Genomic DNA, 15,781 nt, shown 5'->3' with positions numbered 1-15,781 from the left:
CACAAGAAGGTCGGCAACCGAGGCGGCCTTACTCTTCGGTGCGCCAGCCGTCTAAAGAAAAACCCTGCGCCGGCTGCGTTTGGCTCCGGCTTGCTTTTGGACGTCGGTAAGGTCGACGCCGTAGCGCTCGCTTTGCCCCCAACAGCTACTTTGCATGGGGTTGTTTTCGATATTTTCGTTACGCCTTGCTATTTCGTCCGCGCCAGCGCCGCGTTGACCAGCGCGCGGTAGCCGCGCTCGGCAAACGTCTTTGGCTGATCGAGACCTAGCCGCGCCAGGCATTCGCGGCTCGACGCATCCGGCGGCTGCGTCATTCCCTGCCATAGCAATCCGGGGAGCAACAGCGGCGTCCGCTGCGCTTCTCGCAACAGCTGCAGCGCCGGGATCAGCCGCTGCTCGACGTCGGTAAAGTCGCTGCCGAACGGGAATGACGGCAACAGTCCGGCTTCGCGCGCCGGCTTGACCGCCTGCGCGATCCGCTCCGGAAAATTCTCGCGGTGGCTACGCGGGATTTCAAAACTCTTCGGCAGCTTGCCGGCATCCTTGGCTGTCCTCGCCAGCTCGTCCTGGAAACGGGAATCCGTAACCGACAGCATCGCCGCGATGGTCTCGGCGTCCGATCTGCCCCTGACATCGGCAACGCCGTATTCGGTGACGAAGACGTCGCGCAGGTGGCGGGGGATGGTCTCGTGGCCGTAGCTCCAGCGGATGTTGGAGTGCGTCTTCCGGCCCGCCTGCCGCGTTGCTTCCAGCGTGAGGACCGACCGCGCGCCGGAAAGCGCAAATGCCTGCGCGACGAAATTGTACTGGCCGCCGACGCCGCTGACCACCTGGCCATTGTCGAGGCCGTCGGAGACCGCGGCTCCCATCAGGGTTGCCATCATCGCGTTATTGACGAAGCGGGCGCCGACGCGCGCCCGGCGCTTGGCGTCCTCGTCACCATAGAGCTCGTTGGTGAAGGACACCGGCATCATCTGGATGCTCGCGAGCTGTTCCTCCGGCATCTCGCGCAGCGCGCGATAGAGCGATTTCGGCCCGAGGAAGAACGCGCCGTGCAGCCTCACGCCATCGACCTCGCGCTTGAGGATGCCGGCCTCGATCAGGCCGAGAAACGCCTCGATCAGCATCTCGCTGACGCCATAGAGCCCCTTCTCGAACGGTGCGGCCTGCGCCGGCTCGATATCAGGCGCAAGCCGCTTCATGACGGCGCGGAACTGCGCATTGTCATGGTGACGGACGATCAGCCCCTGCGCCAGCGCATCGCCGACCTGCCCGATGCCGATCTGCAGCGTGCCGCCGTCGGGGACGAGACTCGCGGCATGAAGCCCGATCGCGTATTTGGCGTCGCTGACCGGCTCGGCCGGCGGCGCGAACAGCGGAAACTCGGTCGCGGGGCCGTCGAGCACGGCAGAGAATTCATCCTCCGGCAGATCGCCCGCGCCCGGCATGAACGGCAGTTCGGAATTGACCTGGCCGATCAGCTTGAACGATGCCCGCCCCTCCTTGCGCGCGCGCAGGATGTCGAGCGTGGTGTCGGTGTTGCAGCTCAGGCTGTAGCGCGCCGTGCCATCGACCACCCGTTTCGCAACGAGTTGTGTGACGACGTTGAGACCGCGCGTGAGCAGATAGGACGCGGCGTGGGTATAGTTCGCGGAGATGTAATGCTGCTGGGCATAAGGCACGTGCAGCCATTTGCCGGCGAGGAAGAAGAACTCGATCACCTCGACGTTGGGCGGCAGCTCGCCCGCATGCAACGCCTTGGCATATTCCAGATCGGGATAGCCGCCGAACAGCCGATCGATCACCGGCTCGATGAAGCGCGCCTCCAGCAGGCCTGACGGCCGGGGCTTTTCCAGCGTGAGCGCCGAAAACAGCGTGAGCTTGATCGAGCGATCGGCGACGGCGCGGGCATACAGCGCGTTGACGACGTGATTCGCCTTGCCGAGCCCGAGCGGCAGGCCGACCACGAGGTTGGTTCCGACATCGCGGATGATGTCCTCCGCAATCGCTTCGGGGTCGGAAAATAGTTTTGGCATCAGTTGCGGATCCGGGCACGACTGGGGAAGCCAACCGCCCTGAATCGGACGCCAGCCGGCGGAGCATAGCGCATTTGCCGCGAACTTTTCGCTGTGACGAACGAGCAACAGCCAAGCGCGGATTTCACCGAATTCATGTACTGATGTCGCGCGGCAGTTTGCCTGTGGCGGCGACGCCCCCTAAACAGGTACACGAACCGCGCTGCCGGGGGGCGGACGGGCAGTGCATGATCGGGAAGAGTGAGTACCGGCGTTCCCGAAGATCATGCCCAAACAAGCAGATAGAGCGGGATGACCCGAAACGGGGTTATCACGTTCTCGTGTCGACTACAGGATCAAATGGCTAGGCGCGCCGCACGGGTTGGCCACGTTACACAACGGTTGCTTCGATCGGGCATCTGCCTTGCAGCGGTTGGCTTCGCGCTTGTCGCGACAGCCGCCCATGGCGAGAGCCTCCCCGAGGCGCTGACCAAGGCCTACCAGACCAACCCCGCCCTCAACGCCGAACGCGCCCGCCAGCGCGCCACCGACGAGAACGTGCCGCAGGCACTTTCGGGCTATCGGCCGCAGATCGTCGCGACACTCTCCGCCGGCTTTCAGGCGGTGCGCAACCTCTTGCCCGACAACACCGTCCAGTCGGCCAATCTAAAGCCGTGGACCATCGGCGTGACGGTGAGCCAGACGCTGTTCAACGGTTTCAAGACCGCCAACAGCGTCCGTGTCGCGGAGCTGCAGGTACGGTCCGGCCGTGAAGCCCTGCGCAATGTCGGCCAGGGCGTGCTGCTCGATGCCGTCACCGTCTATACCAACGTGCTCGCCAACCAGTCGCTGGTGGAGGCGCAGCGCGCCAACGTGGCGTTCCTGCAGGAGACGCTCGGCATCACCCAGAAGCGGCTCAATGCCGGCGACGTCACGCCGACCGATACCGCGCAGGCCGAGGCGCGCCTGAGCCGCGGCCGGGCCGATCTGAACGCCGCCGAAGTCAACCTCGCCGTCAGCCAGGCGACCTATACCCAGGTGATCGGCAACGCGCCGAGCCAGCTCCGTCCCGCCGACGCCGTCGACCGCCTGCTGCCGCGCAGCCGCGACGACGCCACGGGCCTTGCCTTCCGCCAGCATCCGGCGGTGATGGCGGCGAGTTTCGATGTCGACGTCGCCTCGACCACGATTCGGGTCGCGGAAAGCAGCCTGATGCCGACCATCACGCTGCAGGGCAGCGCCAGCCGCAGCAGGGATTCCGATCCGACTCTCGGCACCTTTGCGACCGATCAGGCCTCGGTGACCACCCAGCTCAACCAGCCGATCTATGACGGCGGCATGGCCGCGTCACAGACCCGGCAGGCCAAGGAACTGGCGAGCCAGAGCCGCCTGGTGCTGGACCAGGTCCGCAACCAGGCGCGCACCGCCGCGGTCGGTGCCTGGGTCGCCAATGAGGGCGCCAAGATCGCGGTCACGGCTTCCGAAGCCGAAGTCCGCGCCGCCACCGTCGCGCTGCAGGGCGTGCAGCGGGAGGCGGCCGGCGGCCAGCGCACCACGGTCGACGTGCTGAACGCGCAGCAGGACCTCATCCTGGCAAAGGCCCGGCTGATCGGCGCGCAGCGTGACCGCGTGATCGCCTCCTACACGCTGCTCAGCGCCATCGGCCGGCTCGACGTCCGCAACCTCGGCCTCAACACGCCAGACTATCTGCCGGAGGTGCACTACCACCAGGTGCGCGACGCCTGGCACGGCCTGCGGACGCCGTCAGGGCAGTAGTTGTATTTCCAGCGTCATTCCGGGGCGATGCGCAGCATCGAACCCGGAATCTCGAGATTCCGGGTCTGGTCCTTCGGACCATCCCGGAATGACGGCGGTGTTAACCGAGCGCTGATCATGTCGGATATTTTCAATCGCCAGTAACCGGCGTTGGCCTAAAACTCAGGCCCGTTCCTGCCCCTGCTTTGCTGGACCGATCTTGCGAGGCCTCGTGGTTTCAAACATCCTGCGCTGGTCGGCCAACGGCCTGTTGGTCCTCGTCCTGGCGATCATCCTTCTGATCACCTCGTTTCGCATGGCGGCCTCGATACGGGAGACCGGCCTGCGCGCCCAACTGGCGCCGCGGAGCGGCCATCTGGTGCCGACGCGTTCGGGCGGCGTCTTCGTGCAGAAGAAAGGGCCGGCGAACGGCATTCCCGTGGTGCTGTTTCACGGCACGGCGGCATGGAGCGAGCTATGGCGGCATACCAGCGGCGTGCTGGCGGAGGCCGGCTTTCGCGTGATCGCCCTTGACCTGCCGCCCTTCGGCTTCTCGGATCGCCCCGGCAGCTATACGCGGGAAGACCAGGCCGGGCGAATCCACGACGTGCTCGAGGCGCTGGAGGCCCCGCCCGCCATCATCGTCGGCCACTCCTTCGGCGCCGGTGCCGCGACCGAGTTCGTGATGCGATATCCTGATAGGGCGCGCGGCCTGGTGCTGGTCGATGCCGCGCTCGGATTGATGGCCGCGCCCTCGCCCGCACCTTGGGTGATCCGGCCGCAATGGATCCGCGAAATCCTGGTGTCGCTCACCATCACCAATCCGATCGCGACGCAGATGCTGCTGCAATCGATGATCGCGAAGAAGGAGCGTGCGCTGCCGGAATATGTCGCGATCCTGCAACGGCCGCTGACGCAGCGCGACAGCACCAGCGACATCGCCGACTGGCTGTATTATTTCCTCGGCAGCGACACGAATGCGGCAAGCGCGGATCGCAGTGCCTATGCAAAGCTGGAAGTCCCGGTCGCGATCCTCTGGGGCGACAAGGACACCATCACCCCGGTCGAGCAGGCGCGCGACCTCCAGACGCTGCTGCCGCCCGAGACGGAGCTCACGCTGCTGCCGGGGCTCGGCCACATTCCACAGATCGAGGACCCCACCATGTTCAACGACGCCCTGCTCAAGACGCTTGCAAAACTCTAGACTGGGTCGAGATTCGGAAAAAGTGGCCGGAGATATCATGGACATCATCAGACTGTGCGCTTGGGGCTACGCCGCCCTGCTCGGCTTCGTGATCCTCACCGGCTATATCCCCGCCTTCATTGACGCCAACGACATGATCTTCGGCCTGTTTCGCCGCACCTGGTACGCCGACGGGCTGCATCTCGTCTCGGCGCTGTGGGCGGCCGCGGCCGCGCTGACCTCGCGTCGCGCCTCCGAATTATTCTTTCAACTGTTCGGCGCATTCTACTTTGCCGACGGCGTGCTCGGCCTGTTGACCGGCAGCGGCTATCTCGATTTCGGCATCCTGATCAATGGCGTTCTCAACCTGCCGCTCTCGACGCGGTTCTTCGCCAACGCCCCGCATCTCGGCCTCGGCGGCGTGGCGATCCTGATCGGCTACCTGCTCGCGCCGCGGACGCGGACCGCCGTTCATGCTTAAATGGCTGCGGCGCATCCTCGCGGTCGTCGCAATCCTGATTGCGCTGACGGTGCTTTTGCCGCTGGCCTATATCGAGGGCACCTGCCGGCCCGAGGCGAGCCCGTCGGCGCCGGCGGGGCCTGCAATCACGCTGCCCGCCGTCGACGAGCCGGGCTACCGGCGCAAGCTGAACAACACCTACTTCACCTTCCCGGAGTGGTACATCGTCTATTCCTTCGAAGATTTCGGCCGCTTCCTCGATCGCTCCAGCGAAAGCCATTTCGGCTATCTCGGTCACATCCTCGGCTTCTGGCGCAGCTTCTGCACCATCAACCGCGCGGTGCCGGCGACGGGAGAATCGCTCACGGAGGTGAAGACGATGATCTATGTCATCGGCATCAGCTATTCCGTCGAATACGCCATCAAGGGCTTTTACGAGAACACCATCGGCCGCGTCTTCGAGTGGATCAGGGGCGAGAAGCGCACGCCGCAGGACGAGTTCGGCCGCGCCGTGTTGCAGGACTATGCCGCCTTCCTCTACACCATCCCCTGGTACAAGTATCCGTTCCGCGAGAAGCTCGACGGCCTGTTGGCGATCTCGGCGCCGACGCCAAGCAAGTTGCGCAGCTTTGAACGCGACTTCGCGCTCGGCACCGAATATTTTGCGAAGATCGGCTATGCCTCGCTGATCCAGAAGGCGCTCGACGCCAGCAATGATAGCGAGCCGCGCGACATCATGTTCGTGGTCGCGACATTGCCGCCCGAGGTGATCGCAAAGGAGCCGCGCATCAAGCCAGTCCGGACGCTGACGCCGCAATGGCAGCTGGTGCAGACGCCGCGCTACAAGGACTTCACCGAGATCGTCCAGGGCCTGCTGGACAAGGGTTTTGGCCTTGCGGAGGTCGCCGGCAATCACGACATCCTTATCACGGTGATCGCGCCCGATCCCGCCAAACTCGATATCAAGGGTACGACCGAGCTGTTTTCACTGGCGCTGGATGCGCGGCCCGGCTTTCGCCGCGCCGGCCTGAAAGCCAGGATCGACAAGCTCGTCGACATCAACCGTGAGCTCAAAGCCAAAGGTGCAAGCATTGAGCACTTCTATGACTACTGACGGACGTCAGCACAGGGCCGGACCATGGGGCCGGATTGCAGGCGCGATCGCTGTTGTGATCGTCGGCTGGCTTGCGGTGGTCGTTGCGCTGACCTTTGGTTCGACACCAGGCAAGTCGATGGCCGTCATCGGTCCCCCGTCGCAGGCCTTTGCGGCCATCGCCAAGGCCAATGGCCGCATACTTGCGTCGAACAACTACGTTACCATCGCGCGATCCGACGACGCTGACTTCGTCGGTCGTCTCTACGCGGCCGGCGCACTGCTGGTGCTGGACGCCGAGCAAGCGGGCGGCTGCAGCGGCCTGCCGCCCAAGCGATCCACCGCACAACTTTGATGGTGCTCCGGCAGCTGATAACGCTTTCGGCCGAAATCACTGTATACTGCTGGCCGAGCTGGCGTTCTGCCCTGGAAGCAAGTCCTCAAGGAGCCGCAAACGAATTTCACCTCTCCTGCCGTTCTCAAGAAATGGCCTTCGAAAAACAACGAACGCGTCAAAGATGCACGTTGGCCCGTTCCGTACTCGGTCCTTGATGGCACCCTGGACGAATGCATCACAAAGTTCCTGAAGCTCCCGCTTGGCCAACGTCATCTCTACGAGATTCACACCGCCCCACAGGGCGACCTGATCCCCGCAGTAATCTCTGCCGAACTCGCGGTTGAGCTCGGCAGGTTGCGAGATTTCCTGCAATAGATTGGATTGCCGCTCCACTTCGCCGAGCACCGCCAAAGTGCTGGCACCGTTGATGACACGAAGTCAGCACTGCCGTAGCAGCCAGTTTCACTCCGCCTTGATGTTGCCGGCCGCGATTACACGCGTCCACTTGGCGATTTCGCCCTCGATATGCGCGCTGTATTCCTTGGGCGCCATGCCGACCGCCTCGAATCCGATCTCCGTCATGCGGCGGCGCAGTTCCGGCATCTGCAGCACGTTCTGCGCGACCGTGCTGAGCCTGGTCATGATCGGCTCCGGTATGCGAGCCGGAGCGATCATTCCGAATTCGGCGGCGGCATCTACATTCGGCAGTCCGGATTCAGCCATGGTCGGTACCCCCGGCAGCACATCGACACCTCCCGTCGTGATGCCGAGGGCTTTCAACTGACCGCTGCGAACATGCTCCAGGATCGCCGGGATCGTGCCGAACGTGAAATCGACCTTTCCGGCGAGCAGATCGATGATCGAGGGGCCGCCTCCACGATAGGGGACGTGGATGGTCTCGATGCCCGCGGCTTGCCGAAACTGCTCGCATGCAAGATGGATCGCGGTGCCGAGACCTGCCGACGCCATGGTGACCGTACCGGGCTTGGCCCTGGCGAGCGCGACCAGATCCTGCAGGCCGTTGACCGGCAGAGATGCCGGCACCACGAGCACAAGCGAACTGCGCGCAAACAGCGACACCAGCGCGAAGTCGTTCTGAGTGTTGTACGGCAGCCGGGCGCCGAACAGGCCCGGATTGATGGTGAAAGCCGTGTCGATGACACCAACGGTGTACCCGTCCGGCTGGGATGTCGCGATCGCCTGAGTGCCAGTTATGCTGGCGCCGCCCCCACGGTTGTCCACGAACATCTGACCGAGTTCCTTGGCCATGTAGGAAGTAACGAGGCGCGCCACGATGTCCGAGGCGCCGCCAGCCGCGTAGGGCACGATCACCCGAACGGGCCGCTGCGGATATTCCTGCGCCCACGCCTGATCTGCGGCCGCGCCAAGCGGTGTCAAGGCAAGGCCAAGGAGTATCGATCGTCGGTCAAACCTGTGCATTTTTATTTTCCTCGGGACAGGCGTGGTGGACGTCAGACACGATATCTTTCAATCAATTCATCCTCGGGGTCGGCGCCCAGACCTGCACCATCGGGGACGTCGACATACCCGCGGGAGACCGCGACGGTGTCCCGGAACGGCAGGAATGCCATATCGAAGAAGAAGCGCTCGAGCGGACTTTCCCGCTCCTTGGCCGCGAGTACATGTAAGGTGGCGAGATAGCCCGGACCAAAGAACGGCGCATGCGGAACGCAGGTCACGCCGGCATTTTCTGCCCCGGTGCATATGCGCCACAGGTTCGTCAAACCACCGATCTTGATGACGCTGGGTTGCACGTAATCGACCGATTGCGCGTCGATCATCTTGCGGAAGTCGAGCACGCCGGATGCATTTTCGCCGATGGCGGTGGCAACACCCGTGGCCTTCCGAAGCGCGGCGAGCGAGGTAAAGTCCTCCGGCGGCCAGATCGGCTCCTCGATCCACAGCAGGTTCGATGCCGCCATCGCCGTGACGGCTGCCGTTGCCTGGTCGGGAAGCCAGGCGCAATTGGTGTCGACCATCAGCGGCGCCTCCGGCCCCGCTTCCGCGCGGGCGCCCACGACGGCCTCTGTCGTGCGCTCATGCAGCTTGATCTGCCGATAGCCAGCGTCGAGCGCGCGCCTGACCGCATTCCGGACGTGGCCGACTGAACCATTGTACTGCAGCAACGAGGCGTATGCCTCGATCCGAGCACGCTTGCGCCCGCCGAGCAGCGTTGAAACCGGTACACCGGCGATCTTGCCGCGGAGATCCCACAACGCGATGTCCAATCCGCTGAGCGCATGTATGCTTGGCCCGGCCCGGCCGAGATTGTGCATCAGGCGTTCCAGGCGTGGCGACAGCTCGACGTCCTCCACACTTTGGCCGACCGCGAGCGGTGCTATCCAGTCCCGGCACATCGAAACGATTGCCGGCCAGGTGCTGCCATAGGCCTCACCCCAACCGACCAATCCCCCATCGGTGGCGACGCGCACCAGCACGGAATCCATTGTCGTGCGCGGCCGGCCTGCAAACAGCGGCGGAGGAGCCCAGTGATCGAACGGGATGCGCAACGGAATCGCTGCGACGTCGGCGATCAATTGCGCTTTCACCCGAACACCTCTGCGACGTTTCCGGCGTTCAAATTCTGCCTCCGGCGGCAGGCAACGCCGCCGGGCGATGAACGTGGTGGATCATTCGCCAGTATTGTCGCTCGGGATGTCATGTGTTTCTAATACAAATTCCTATACCAATCATGCCTTGGGGTTATGGATGCTCAGCCTGCGCGAACTCGATGTATTCCGTCGCGTCATGGAGCTCGGCACCATCACGGCAGCCGCCGAAGCGCTGCATATTTCCCAGCCGGCGGTCAGCCGTATCCTGCAGCAGGCGGAGAAGCGAGTGGGGTTCGCCCTCTTCCTGCGGCGCAGCAAGCGCCTGTTGCCGACCGCCGAGGCGCACGTCCTTTTCCCCGAAACGACCGCCGTGTTCGCCGCGCTTGATACGATCCAGCGGCGTACGGACGAATTGCATTCGGGCCAGGGAGGCGTGTTACGAATTGCCGCCATTTCGGCCTTTGCAAACGCGCTTCTGCCCGTTGCGGTCGAGCGATTTCGCGCGACGCGGCCGGAAGTCACCATCACCCTGCAGGTGATGAGCGCCCTGCAAGTGGCCACTGGCGTGGCCCTTCATCAAGCCGATCTCGGCTTCATCATCGATTCGATTTCAGTGCCGGGGATATCGATCGCGCCCCTGTGCTCGACCGTGTTCGGATGCGTCATGCCACGCAACCATAGGCTCTCGAAACAAGCGAGCGTGACGGCTTCGGACCTCGAGCGTGAGACACTCATCTGCCTCGGCAAACATCTTCCGCTTGGTGCGCTGGCAATGCGCGTCTATGCAGATGCCGACGTTCCCCTGCATGCTGCCATCGAGGTTTCGCAATCGACCGTCGCATGCGCCCTGGTACGGGCCGGCGCCGGGGTCGCACTTTTGGACGGTATAAGCCTCATGGGCGCCCCGGGAGATGATCTTGTGCTGCGCCCATTCAACCCGGCAGTGAATGTCATCGGGCGCTTCATCCAGCCGCGCCATCAGGCGCAATCCCGGCTGTCGCAGGAGTTTATCAAGGTCGTTCACGATCTGCTGGCTGCCAACAGCGCTCCGCTCGTGAACCCGGCCCCGCCCCCACCGCTGCGGAAACGACCTTGATCGACCCAATCGGAACGAGCGTTACGACGCGTACTTCTGATAGAACGTATTCGTGAACAGTTCACCCGGATCATATTTCCGCTTCGCTGCGAAGAAGTCGTTGATTTGCGGATATGACCGTTGCAGCTGGTCCTTCGAATAATAGAGCTGATAGGGCAGGAAGAATCGGCCCTGGTGCGCGATGGTGAGATCGATCAGTTCCTCCGTCGCCTTCTTCATGCGCCGGTTGCCCTCGTCATCCGTGGTCTGGTTGATGTAGAGCACCAGCGAGAACGCCGGCTCCGGCGAATAGGTCAGGAAATTGCTTTCCTGATGCACGACGCGGACCGACGCGTTCAAGAGGTTGGTCTTGTTGTCGGTCAGCACCTTGCGCATGCCGTCGACGAACGAGACGAACTGGCTGCGCGGGATGAAGTATTCGTGGAGGATGTCGGTATCGTTGGGCAGCGAGTTGCGTAAGTAAGGCACGGAATCGTGCATGGGATCGTTGCGGTTGACGAGGCAGGCTTCCGCCGATCCGATCGCCTGCGCGCGTGTCACCGTGCAGTTTTCCATGCGGTGCTCGATATGCTTCTCCGACAGCCATTTCATTTCCTGAAACAGCCGCCCCTGCTTGGAGAGATTGACCGTGAGCCGGCGTAGCTTGACGCCGGAGACTTCGCCGAGCGGCTGCCGCTTGAAGTCGCTGCCGTCAACCTTGGTGTAGGTATAGAGCAATAGCTCCTTCAGGAAGCTGCTCGGCGCAGTCGAGAGATGACCGTACATCAGGCCGATATCGCTGTTCTTCTCGATCTCGCCGGCGAACAGCGCCGGAAATTCCTCGTAATCCAGCACGCGGCGGCCGGTCTGGTAAACGAGGTTGTCTGCAATATCGAGCTCCGCCTCGATAATGACGCCGAACAGGCCGTAGCCGCCGACCACGAGATTGAACAGATCGGCATTCTCCGTCGCCGATACGGTCTTCAGCGAACCATCCGCCAGCATCACCTTCATCGACTTGATCGACTTTAAGAGCGCGCCGGCCTGGTGGTCCATGCCGTGGGCGTTGACCGAGATCGAGCCGCCGACCGTGAAGATGTCGGTCGACTGCATCGCGCGAACCGCAAAGCGCGGGTGCAGCACGTTCTGGATATCGTGCCAGGTCGCACCCGGCTGCACCGTCACCGATCGCGCGCTCTCGTTGAGCACGATCTTGTTGAAACCGCGCATGTCCAGGACGATGCCGCCCTGGCGAAATGCGTGCCCGCCCATGCTGTGGCGGACGCCGGCCGTGGTGACGGACAGCTTGTTGTCATGCGCAAAGGCCAGCGTCTTCGCAATATCCTCGACGCTGCGCACCTCGACCACGCCGTAGATTTCGGTCTTGTTGAGACAGCTTGCATCATTGATGCTGCCGCCGAGCTGCGACCATTTCACGTCCTTGAGCGGCGCAATCGCCTTGACCCGCTCCAGATCGATTTTCGCCTGCTCGCCACCACCGGCCGCCGGCCCGCAATCCTTCTCGCCGGTGGGATCAGCCGCCAGCGCCTGAAGCTTGCGGTAGCTGTAAATGCCGAGCAGCACGACGACTACGGCAACGACCGACGCGCCGGTTTTGAACCTTTTTGAAAATTTTCGCATGAAGTGATTCCAGAGGATGGCGAGATATTCCGGGCGGGCGGGTGATTAGTCAAATCGGACGGCCTTCCGGTTCGATGGGCGGGCTGCGTTCGCGAATCGACAACTCGGCGATGCCCGCCCTTCCCGCGCCTCACTTCTGCCGATAAGCTTCGCGGGCCGCATAACGGGCGAAGCAACGCTCGGCGCCGGAATGGGAGAACGCTGGAATTGACGGACGCCCCGCCCGTCAGACGTCAACAATCAACAACATTGTCCAGGGAGAACGCCAATGCTGACGCGACGCAGTATGATGCTTGCCTCGATCGCCGCCGGAGTCATGATGAAGAGCCGAACCGCCTCTGCCAAAGCGGCGCAGCCCGCAACGCCCGTGAATTTCGACGTGCCCGCCGGCGCCTGCGACTGCCACACCCATATTCACCCGGACCCTGCGAAATATCCGTTTTTCTCCGGCCGCGTCTACACGCCCGAGTTGGCCTCGCCCGAGGAGATGACGGCGCTGCACAAGGCGCTGCACATGGAGCGGGTGGTGATCGTCACGCCCTCGATCTACGGCACCGACAATTCGGCCACGCTGTTCGGCATGGCAGCACGTGGCCCGACCGCGCGCGGGGTTGCCGTGATCGACGACAAGACCTCGGACAGCAATCTCGACCTCATGGGCAAGGCCGGCATCCGCGGCGTGCGCGTCAACCTCGCAACCGGCGGCGTCAACGATCCCAACGTCGCCCGTCCCCGATTTACGACCGCCGTCGAGCGCATGAAGGCGCGTGGCTGGCACGTGCAGATCTATACCAATATGCCGCTGATCACGGCGGTCAAGGATCTGGTCATGGCTTCGCCGGTGCCAGTCGTCTTCGATCATTTCGGCGGCGCGCAGGCCGCGCTCGGCGTCGAGCAGCCCGGCTTTGCCGACCTCGTCGATCTCGTCAAAGCCGGCAAGGCCTATGTGAAAATTTCCGGGGCCTATCGCGCCTCGAAACTCGGGCCCGACTACACCGACTGCATTCCGCTCGCTAAGGCCTTGATCGGGGCCAATCCCGACCGCATCGTCTGGGGCACCGACTGGCCGCATCCGGATTCCGTCACCCCGCCGGGCAAGCAGATCACCGACGTCACGCCGCTATTCCAGATCGACGATGGCCGGCTGTTGAACCAGCTTCCGGTGTGGGCACCGGATGCCGCCGTCCGCAAGAAGATTCTGGTCGACAACCCAGCGCAGCTCTACGGGTTCTGAAGCCCGGCATGCGCGGCCGCGACGCGCTCCGCAGGTGGGAGCGGGTCGCGGTCGTAATCGCGCAGCCAGTTGCCGGCCTTGCGCAGGCCACCGAACGGGAAGAGGTGAAATCCTGTGATCGCAGCGGTCGCGCCTGTCGGCGCCGACCGCAGCCCTCTCATGACCTCGTCCGGCCCGGTATCCGTCAGCAGCCGGCCGAACCGGCCGATCTGGGCTCGCAGCGCGCGCATGGAATTGCCGATGCCGCAGCGGAGCGCGAACTTTGTCAGCGTCGCGGGCGTGGCCGGGCCGGCGAGGCCGACGATGACAGGCAGATCGATGCCCCCTTTATCGAGTGCGCCGATCCATTGCAGGATTGGCGTGCTCTCGAAGCAGAATTGCGTGACGACATCGACCCGCGTGCCCGTCTGCCGAGACCAGTCGCGCCATGCCTTCAGGCCGTCAAGCGCCTCCGGCAGTTCGAGATAGGGATGGCCCTCGGGATGACCGGCCACGCTGACACACGCAATTCCATGCGCCTCGAGCAAGCCGCTTGAGGCAACGTCGCGCGTTGATTTGAATGGGCCTCTGGCTGCGGCGACATCGCCCGCGATCAGCACGATGCGCGAGACATCGGCCTCGCCCCGCGCCCGCGCGAGAAAATCGCCCAGCGCCTCCCGCGAAGCCATTTCGCGCGCGGCGATATGCGGCACCGGATTATAGCCGGCGCGGCGCAGCGCGGCGGCGGTTTCTACGTTGTGACGATAATGGTCGCCGGGCAGGAAGGTGATGGTGACGTCGGTGCCTTCAGCGAAATGATCGCGCAATTCCGCGACCTGGTGCCCGCGTGAGGAGATTTCGACCGAGGCCGCAGGCAGCAGCGCGGCGAGACGGTCGGATGACTGAACGGAGACGGTCACCGGCGCCTCCTCGTCAGGCCGGTGCGCGGCGGCGCGAGATCACGTAGGTCTCGTCGTTGAACCAGAGGCCGCCATGCTTCTGCAGCACGCGGTCGGTCGCCTCGAGATAGCGGCCGTCGCGAACCACTTCCGACAGCCTGTTGTCCTCGATCTGCGCGACGTAGATCGCGGCGTTCCAGGCGGCGAACAGCGTCGACGTTCCGATCGGGCCGCTGACCTCATCCGGCAGCGTGTGCATGTGGTAACGGAAGATCGAGCGCGCGTCGGAGGAGGCATTGAAATTATAGTGGCGGGCCGCCGCGCCAAGCTCGTGCTTGACCTGGCGCAGGATCGCGTAGCGGTCGGTCTTGAAGGGATCATCGCCGGGCCAAACCTGATCGATGATTTCGATGCCGGGATCCTTGCCGTGCGAATGGATGCCGATCAGCCGCCCGCCCGGCCGCAGCGACTTGACCAGCGGCGTGATGACCTTCGAAGCCTTGAACTCGACGCTCGCCCGCGCCCGGTAGGGCTGCGAGGCGATGACGAGATCATAGTCTGCCATCACCCGCCCCGGCCGCGGCATGATCGGATCGAGCAGGAACGAATGGTCCTCGCGCCGCAGTGTCAGGATCACCGGGCGCTGGTAGACCGGATTGCCGGTAACCGGGCTGATGCCGGCGCGCCAGTTCTCGGCCAGGAAGCCTTCGAGCTGGCCGATCTGCTCGGCAAAGCCGTGCGCGGTATTGCCGGTCAGTGTGACGTCCTTCCAGATCAGGCCGTGCGCCGATGTCACCGAGCGCGGCGTCAGCCACGGCGCCTCGGCATAATAGAGGTTGGTGACGACGAGCACGGTGGCGGGATGCTCGAACAGGCGGTCCGCCATTTTCTCCAGCATCAGGCGGACGTCTTCGTAGCTGATCTCCTTGGCGACGACATAGAGCGGCATCGTCGGGAAGCGTGCGTGCACCGCCCGCATCACCCGCGACAGCACCGTGCCGTCGCCGACGCCGGCGTCGAAGATGCGCAGCGCCGGCGGCGCGGGCTGCAGATTGCCGAGCTCGAGTGAGATGCGGTTACCGACCTCGGTCTTCTCGCTGCAGGTCGAGACGAACAGCAGGTATTTTTGCCGGTTGTCGAAGAACCGGAAGCCTGGGGGCGCCACCGCCGGCGCCGCGGCGACGCCATTTTGCGGCTTCGCGGCCGGCGGCGACTGGCCGCCATTTACGCTTGAGGCGGGCTGGTGCTCGGCGAGATAGGCGCGGACTTTGTCGAGCGTGCCGGTCGTGATCCGCGCGCCGTCGCGCAGCCGCGAGACCAGCTTGCCGTCATTGACGACCAGCCGCCCGAAGGTCGATTCAGCGGTCTGGGTCTGACGGCAGAACTCGCGGATTTCTCCGAGTATCTGCTCGGCCGTGGCCGGCGATTTCGCCGGCGGCACGTGGCCGTTGGCATGTCCCTGGCTTTCCTCGGCCCGCATGGCTTGCTCCTGCGGTTTTTCCCTGCAGGTATCAAGGAACGGCCACGGGAAGGCGTC

At 63.9% G+C, this 15,781-nt stretch carries 14 protein-coding genes; 7 read left to right on the top strand and 7 right to left on the bottom strand.

Annotation, left to right across the window (positions count from 1 at the left end):
* Positions 1-188: 188 nt before the first annotated feature.
* Entirely contained in the window at positions 189-2,036 is a 1,848-nt protein-coding gene (locus QA643_RS12680) for an acetyl-CoA hydrolase/transferase C-terminal domain-containing protein (RefSeq protein ID WP_283033494.1), read from the bottom strand.
* Between the two features lie 339 nt (positions 2,037-2,375).
* On the opposite strand from QA643_RS12680, the gene QA643_RS12675 reads away from it, so the two are divergent.
* From QA643_RS12675 to QA643_RS12655, 5 genes are all read left to right on the top strand, one after another.
* Positions 2,376-3,791, top strand: coding sequence for a TolC family outer membrane protein (locus QA643_RS12675; RefSeq protein ID WP_283033493.1), 1,416 nt, complete (start codon positions 2,376-2,378; stop codon positions 3,789-3,791).
* 211 nt (positions 3,792-4,002) lie between these two features.
* Positions 4,003-4,974, top strand: coding sequence for an alpha/beta hydrolase (locus tag QA643_RS12670; RefSeq protein ID WP_283033492.1), 972 nt, complete (start codon positions 4,003-4,005; stop codon positions 4,972-4,974).
* 37 nt (positions 4,975-5,011) lie between these two features.
* Positions 5,012-5,434 carry a hypothetical protein gene (locus QA643_RS12665; protein WP_283033491.1) on the top strand — a complete coding sequence of 141 codons (423 nt, stop codon included), beginning with the start codon at positions 5,012-5,014 and terminating at the stop codon, positions 5,432-5,434.
* Positions 5,427-6,527, top strand: a complete 1,101-nt coding sequence (locus tag QA643_RS12660) for a hypothetical protein (protein WP_283033490.1) — start codon at positions 5,427-5,429, stop codon at positions 6,525-6,527. Before QA643_RS12665 ends, QA643_RS12660 begins: the two co-directional genes overlap by 8 nt.
* The gene (locus QA643_RS12655) at positions 6,517-6,861 is read left to right on the top strand and encodes a hypothetical protein (protein WP_283033489.1); all 345 of its coding nucleotides are present in this window, start codon (positions 6,517-6,519) and stop codon (positions 6,859-6,861) included. Before QA643_RS12660 ends, QA643_RS12655 begins: the two co-directional genes overlap by 11 nt.
* A gap of 36 nt (positions 6,862-6,897) precedes the next feature.
* Here the strand turns inward: QA643_RS12655 and QA643_RS12650 are convergent, their stop codons facing one another.
* The 3 genes from QA643_RS12650 to QA643_RS12640 are packed head-to-tail and all read right to left on the bottom strand — an operon-like array spanning position 6,898 to position 9,401.
* Positions 6,898-7,254, bottom strand: a complete 357-nt coding sequence (locus QA643_RS12650) for a hypothetical protein (RefSeq protein ID WP_283033488.1) — start codon at positions 7,252-7,254, stop codon at positions 6,898-6,900.
* 51 nt (positions 7,255-7,305) lie between these two features.
* Complete coding sequence (locus QA643_RS12645; protein WP_283033487.1) at positions 7,306-8,283, bottom strand: tripartite tricarboxylate transporter substrate binding protein; 978 nt, start codon at positions 8,281-8,283, stop codon at positions 7,306-7,308.
* Positions 8,284-8,315: 32 nt separating this feature from the next.
* The gene (locus tag QA643_RS12640; RefSeq protein ID WP_283033486.1) at positions 8,316-9,401 is read right to left on the bottom strand and encodes a mandelate racemase/muconate lactonizing enzyme family protein; all 1,086 of its coding nucleotides are present in this window, start codon (positions 9,399-9,401) and stop codon (positions 8,316-8,318) included.
* Between the two features lie 172 nt (positions 9,402-9,573).
* On the opposite strand from QA643_RS12640, the gene QA643_RS12635 reads away from it, so the two are divergent.
* Positions 9,574-10,512, top strand: a complete 939-nt coding sequence (locus tag QA643_RS12635) for a LysR substrate-binding domain-containing protein (protein ID WP_283033485.1) — start codon at positions 9,574-9,576, stop codon at positions 10,510-10,512.
* A gap of 21 nt (positions 10,513-10,533) precedes the next feature.
* Here the strand turns inward: QA643_RS12635 and QA643_RS12630 are convergent, their stop codons facing one another.
* Positions 10,534-12,132 carry an FAD-binding oxidoreductase gene (locus tag QA643_RS12630; protein ID WP_283033484.1) on the bottom strand — a complete coding sequence of 533 codons (1,599 nt, stop codon included), beginning with the start codon at positions 12,130-12,132 and terminating at the stop codon, positions 10,534-10,536.
* Positions 12,133-12,400: 268 nt separating this feature from the next.
* On the opposite strand from QA643_RS12630, the gene QA643_RS12625 reads away from it, so the two are divergent.
* On the top strand, positions 12,401-13,366 hold the full coding sequence (locus QA643_RS12625; protein WP_283033483.1) for an amidohydrolase family protein: 966 nt from the start codon (positions 12,401-12,403) through the stop codon (positions 13,364-13,366).
* On the opposite strand, the gene QA643_RS12620 is transcribed toward QA643_RS12625, so the two are convergent.
* A complete protein-coding gene (locus tag QA643_RS12620; RefSeq protein WP_283033482.1) occupies positions 13,354-14,265 on the bottom strand; it encodes a hypothetical protein in 912 nt (303 codons plus the stop codon). The two genes, QA643_RS12625 and QA643_RS12620, sit on opposite strands and share 13 nt — an antisense overlap.
* Positions 14,266-14,278: 13 nt before the next feature.
* Entirely contained in the window at positions 14,279-15,724 is a 1,446-nt protein-coding gene (locus QA643_RS12615) for a hypothetical protein (protein ID WP_283033481.1), read from the bottom strand.
* Positions 15,725-15,781 lie beyond the last annotated feature (57 nt).

Source organism: Bradyrhizobium sp. CB3481 (assembly GCF_029714305.1).
Taxonomy (GTDB): Bacteria; Pseudomonadota; Alphaproteobacteria; order Rhizobiales; family Xanthobacteraceae; genus Bradyrhizobium.
The sequence above is the reverse complement of the archived record's forward strand: the minus strand, read 5'-3'. Positions and strand labels throughout refer to the sequence as shown.

Coding starts and splice junctions, on each gene's coding strand:
- QA643_RS12625 (WP_283033483.1), top strand. CDS start 12,401: ATGCTGACGCGACGCAGTATGATGCTTGCCTCGATCGCCGCCGGAGTC.
- QA643_RS12675 (WP_283033493.1), top strand. CDS start 2,376: ATGGCTAGGCGCGCCGCACGGGTTGGCCACGTTACACAACGGTTGCTT.
- QA643_RS12655 (WP_283033489.1), top strand. CDS start 6,517: ATGACTACTGACGGACGTCAGCACAGGGCCGGACCATGGGGCCGGATT.
- QA643_RS12660 (WP_283033490.1), top strand. CDS start 5,427: ATGCTTAAATGGCTGCGGCGCATCCTCGCGGTCGTCGCAATCCTGATT.
- QA643_RS12645 (WP_283033487.1), bottom strand. CDS start 8,283: ATGCACAGGTTTGACCGACGATCGATACTCCTTGGCCTTGCCTTGACA.
- QA643_RS12615 (WP_283033481.1), bottom strand. CDS start 15,724: ATGCGGGCCGAGGAAAGCCAGGGACATGCCAACGGCCACGTGCCGCCG.
- QA643_RS12630 (WP_283033484.1), bottom strand. CDS start 12,132: ATGCGAAAATTTTCAAAAAGGTTCAAAACCGGCGCGTCGGTCGTTGCC.
- QA643_RS12665 (WP_283033491.1), top strand. CDS start 5,012: ATGGACATCATCAGACTGTGCGCTTGGGGCTACGCCGCCCTGCTCGGC.
- QA643_RS12635 (WP_283033485.1), top strand. CDS start 9,574: ATGCTCAGCCTGCGCGAACTCGATGTATTCCGTCGCGTCATGGAGCTC.
- QA643_RS12680 (WP_283033494.1), bottom strand. CDS start 2,036: ATGCCAAAACTATTTTCCGACCCCGAAGCGATTGCGGAGGACATCATC.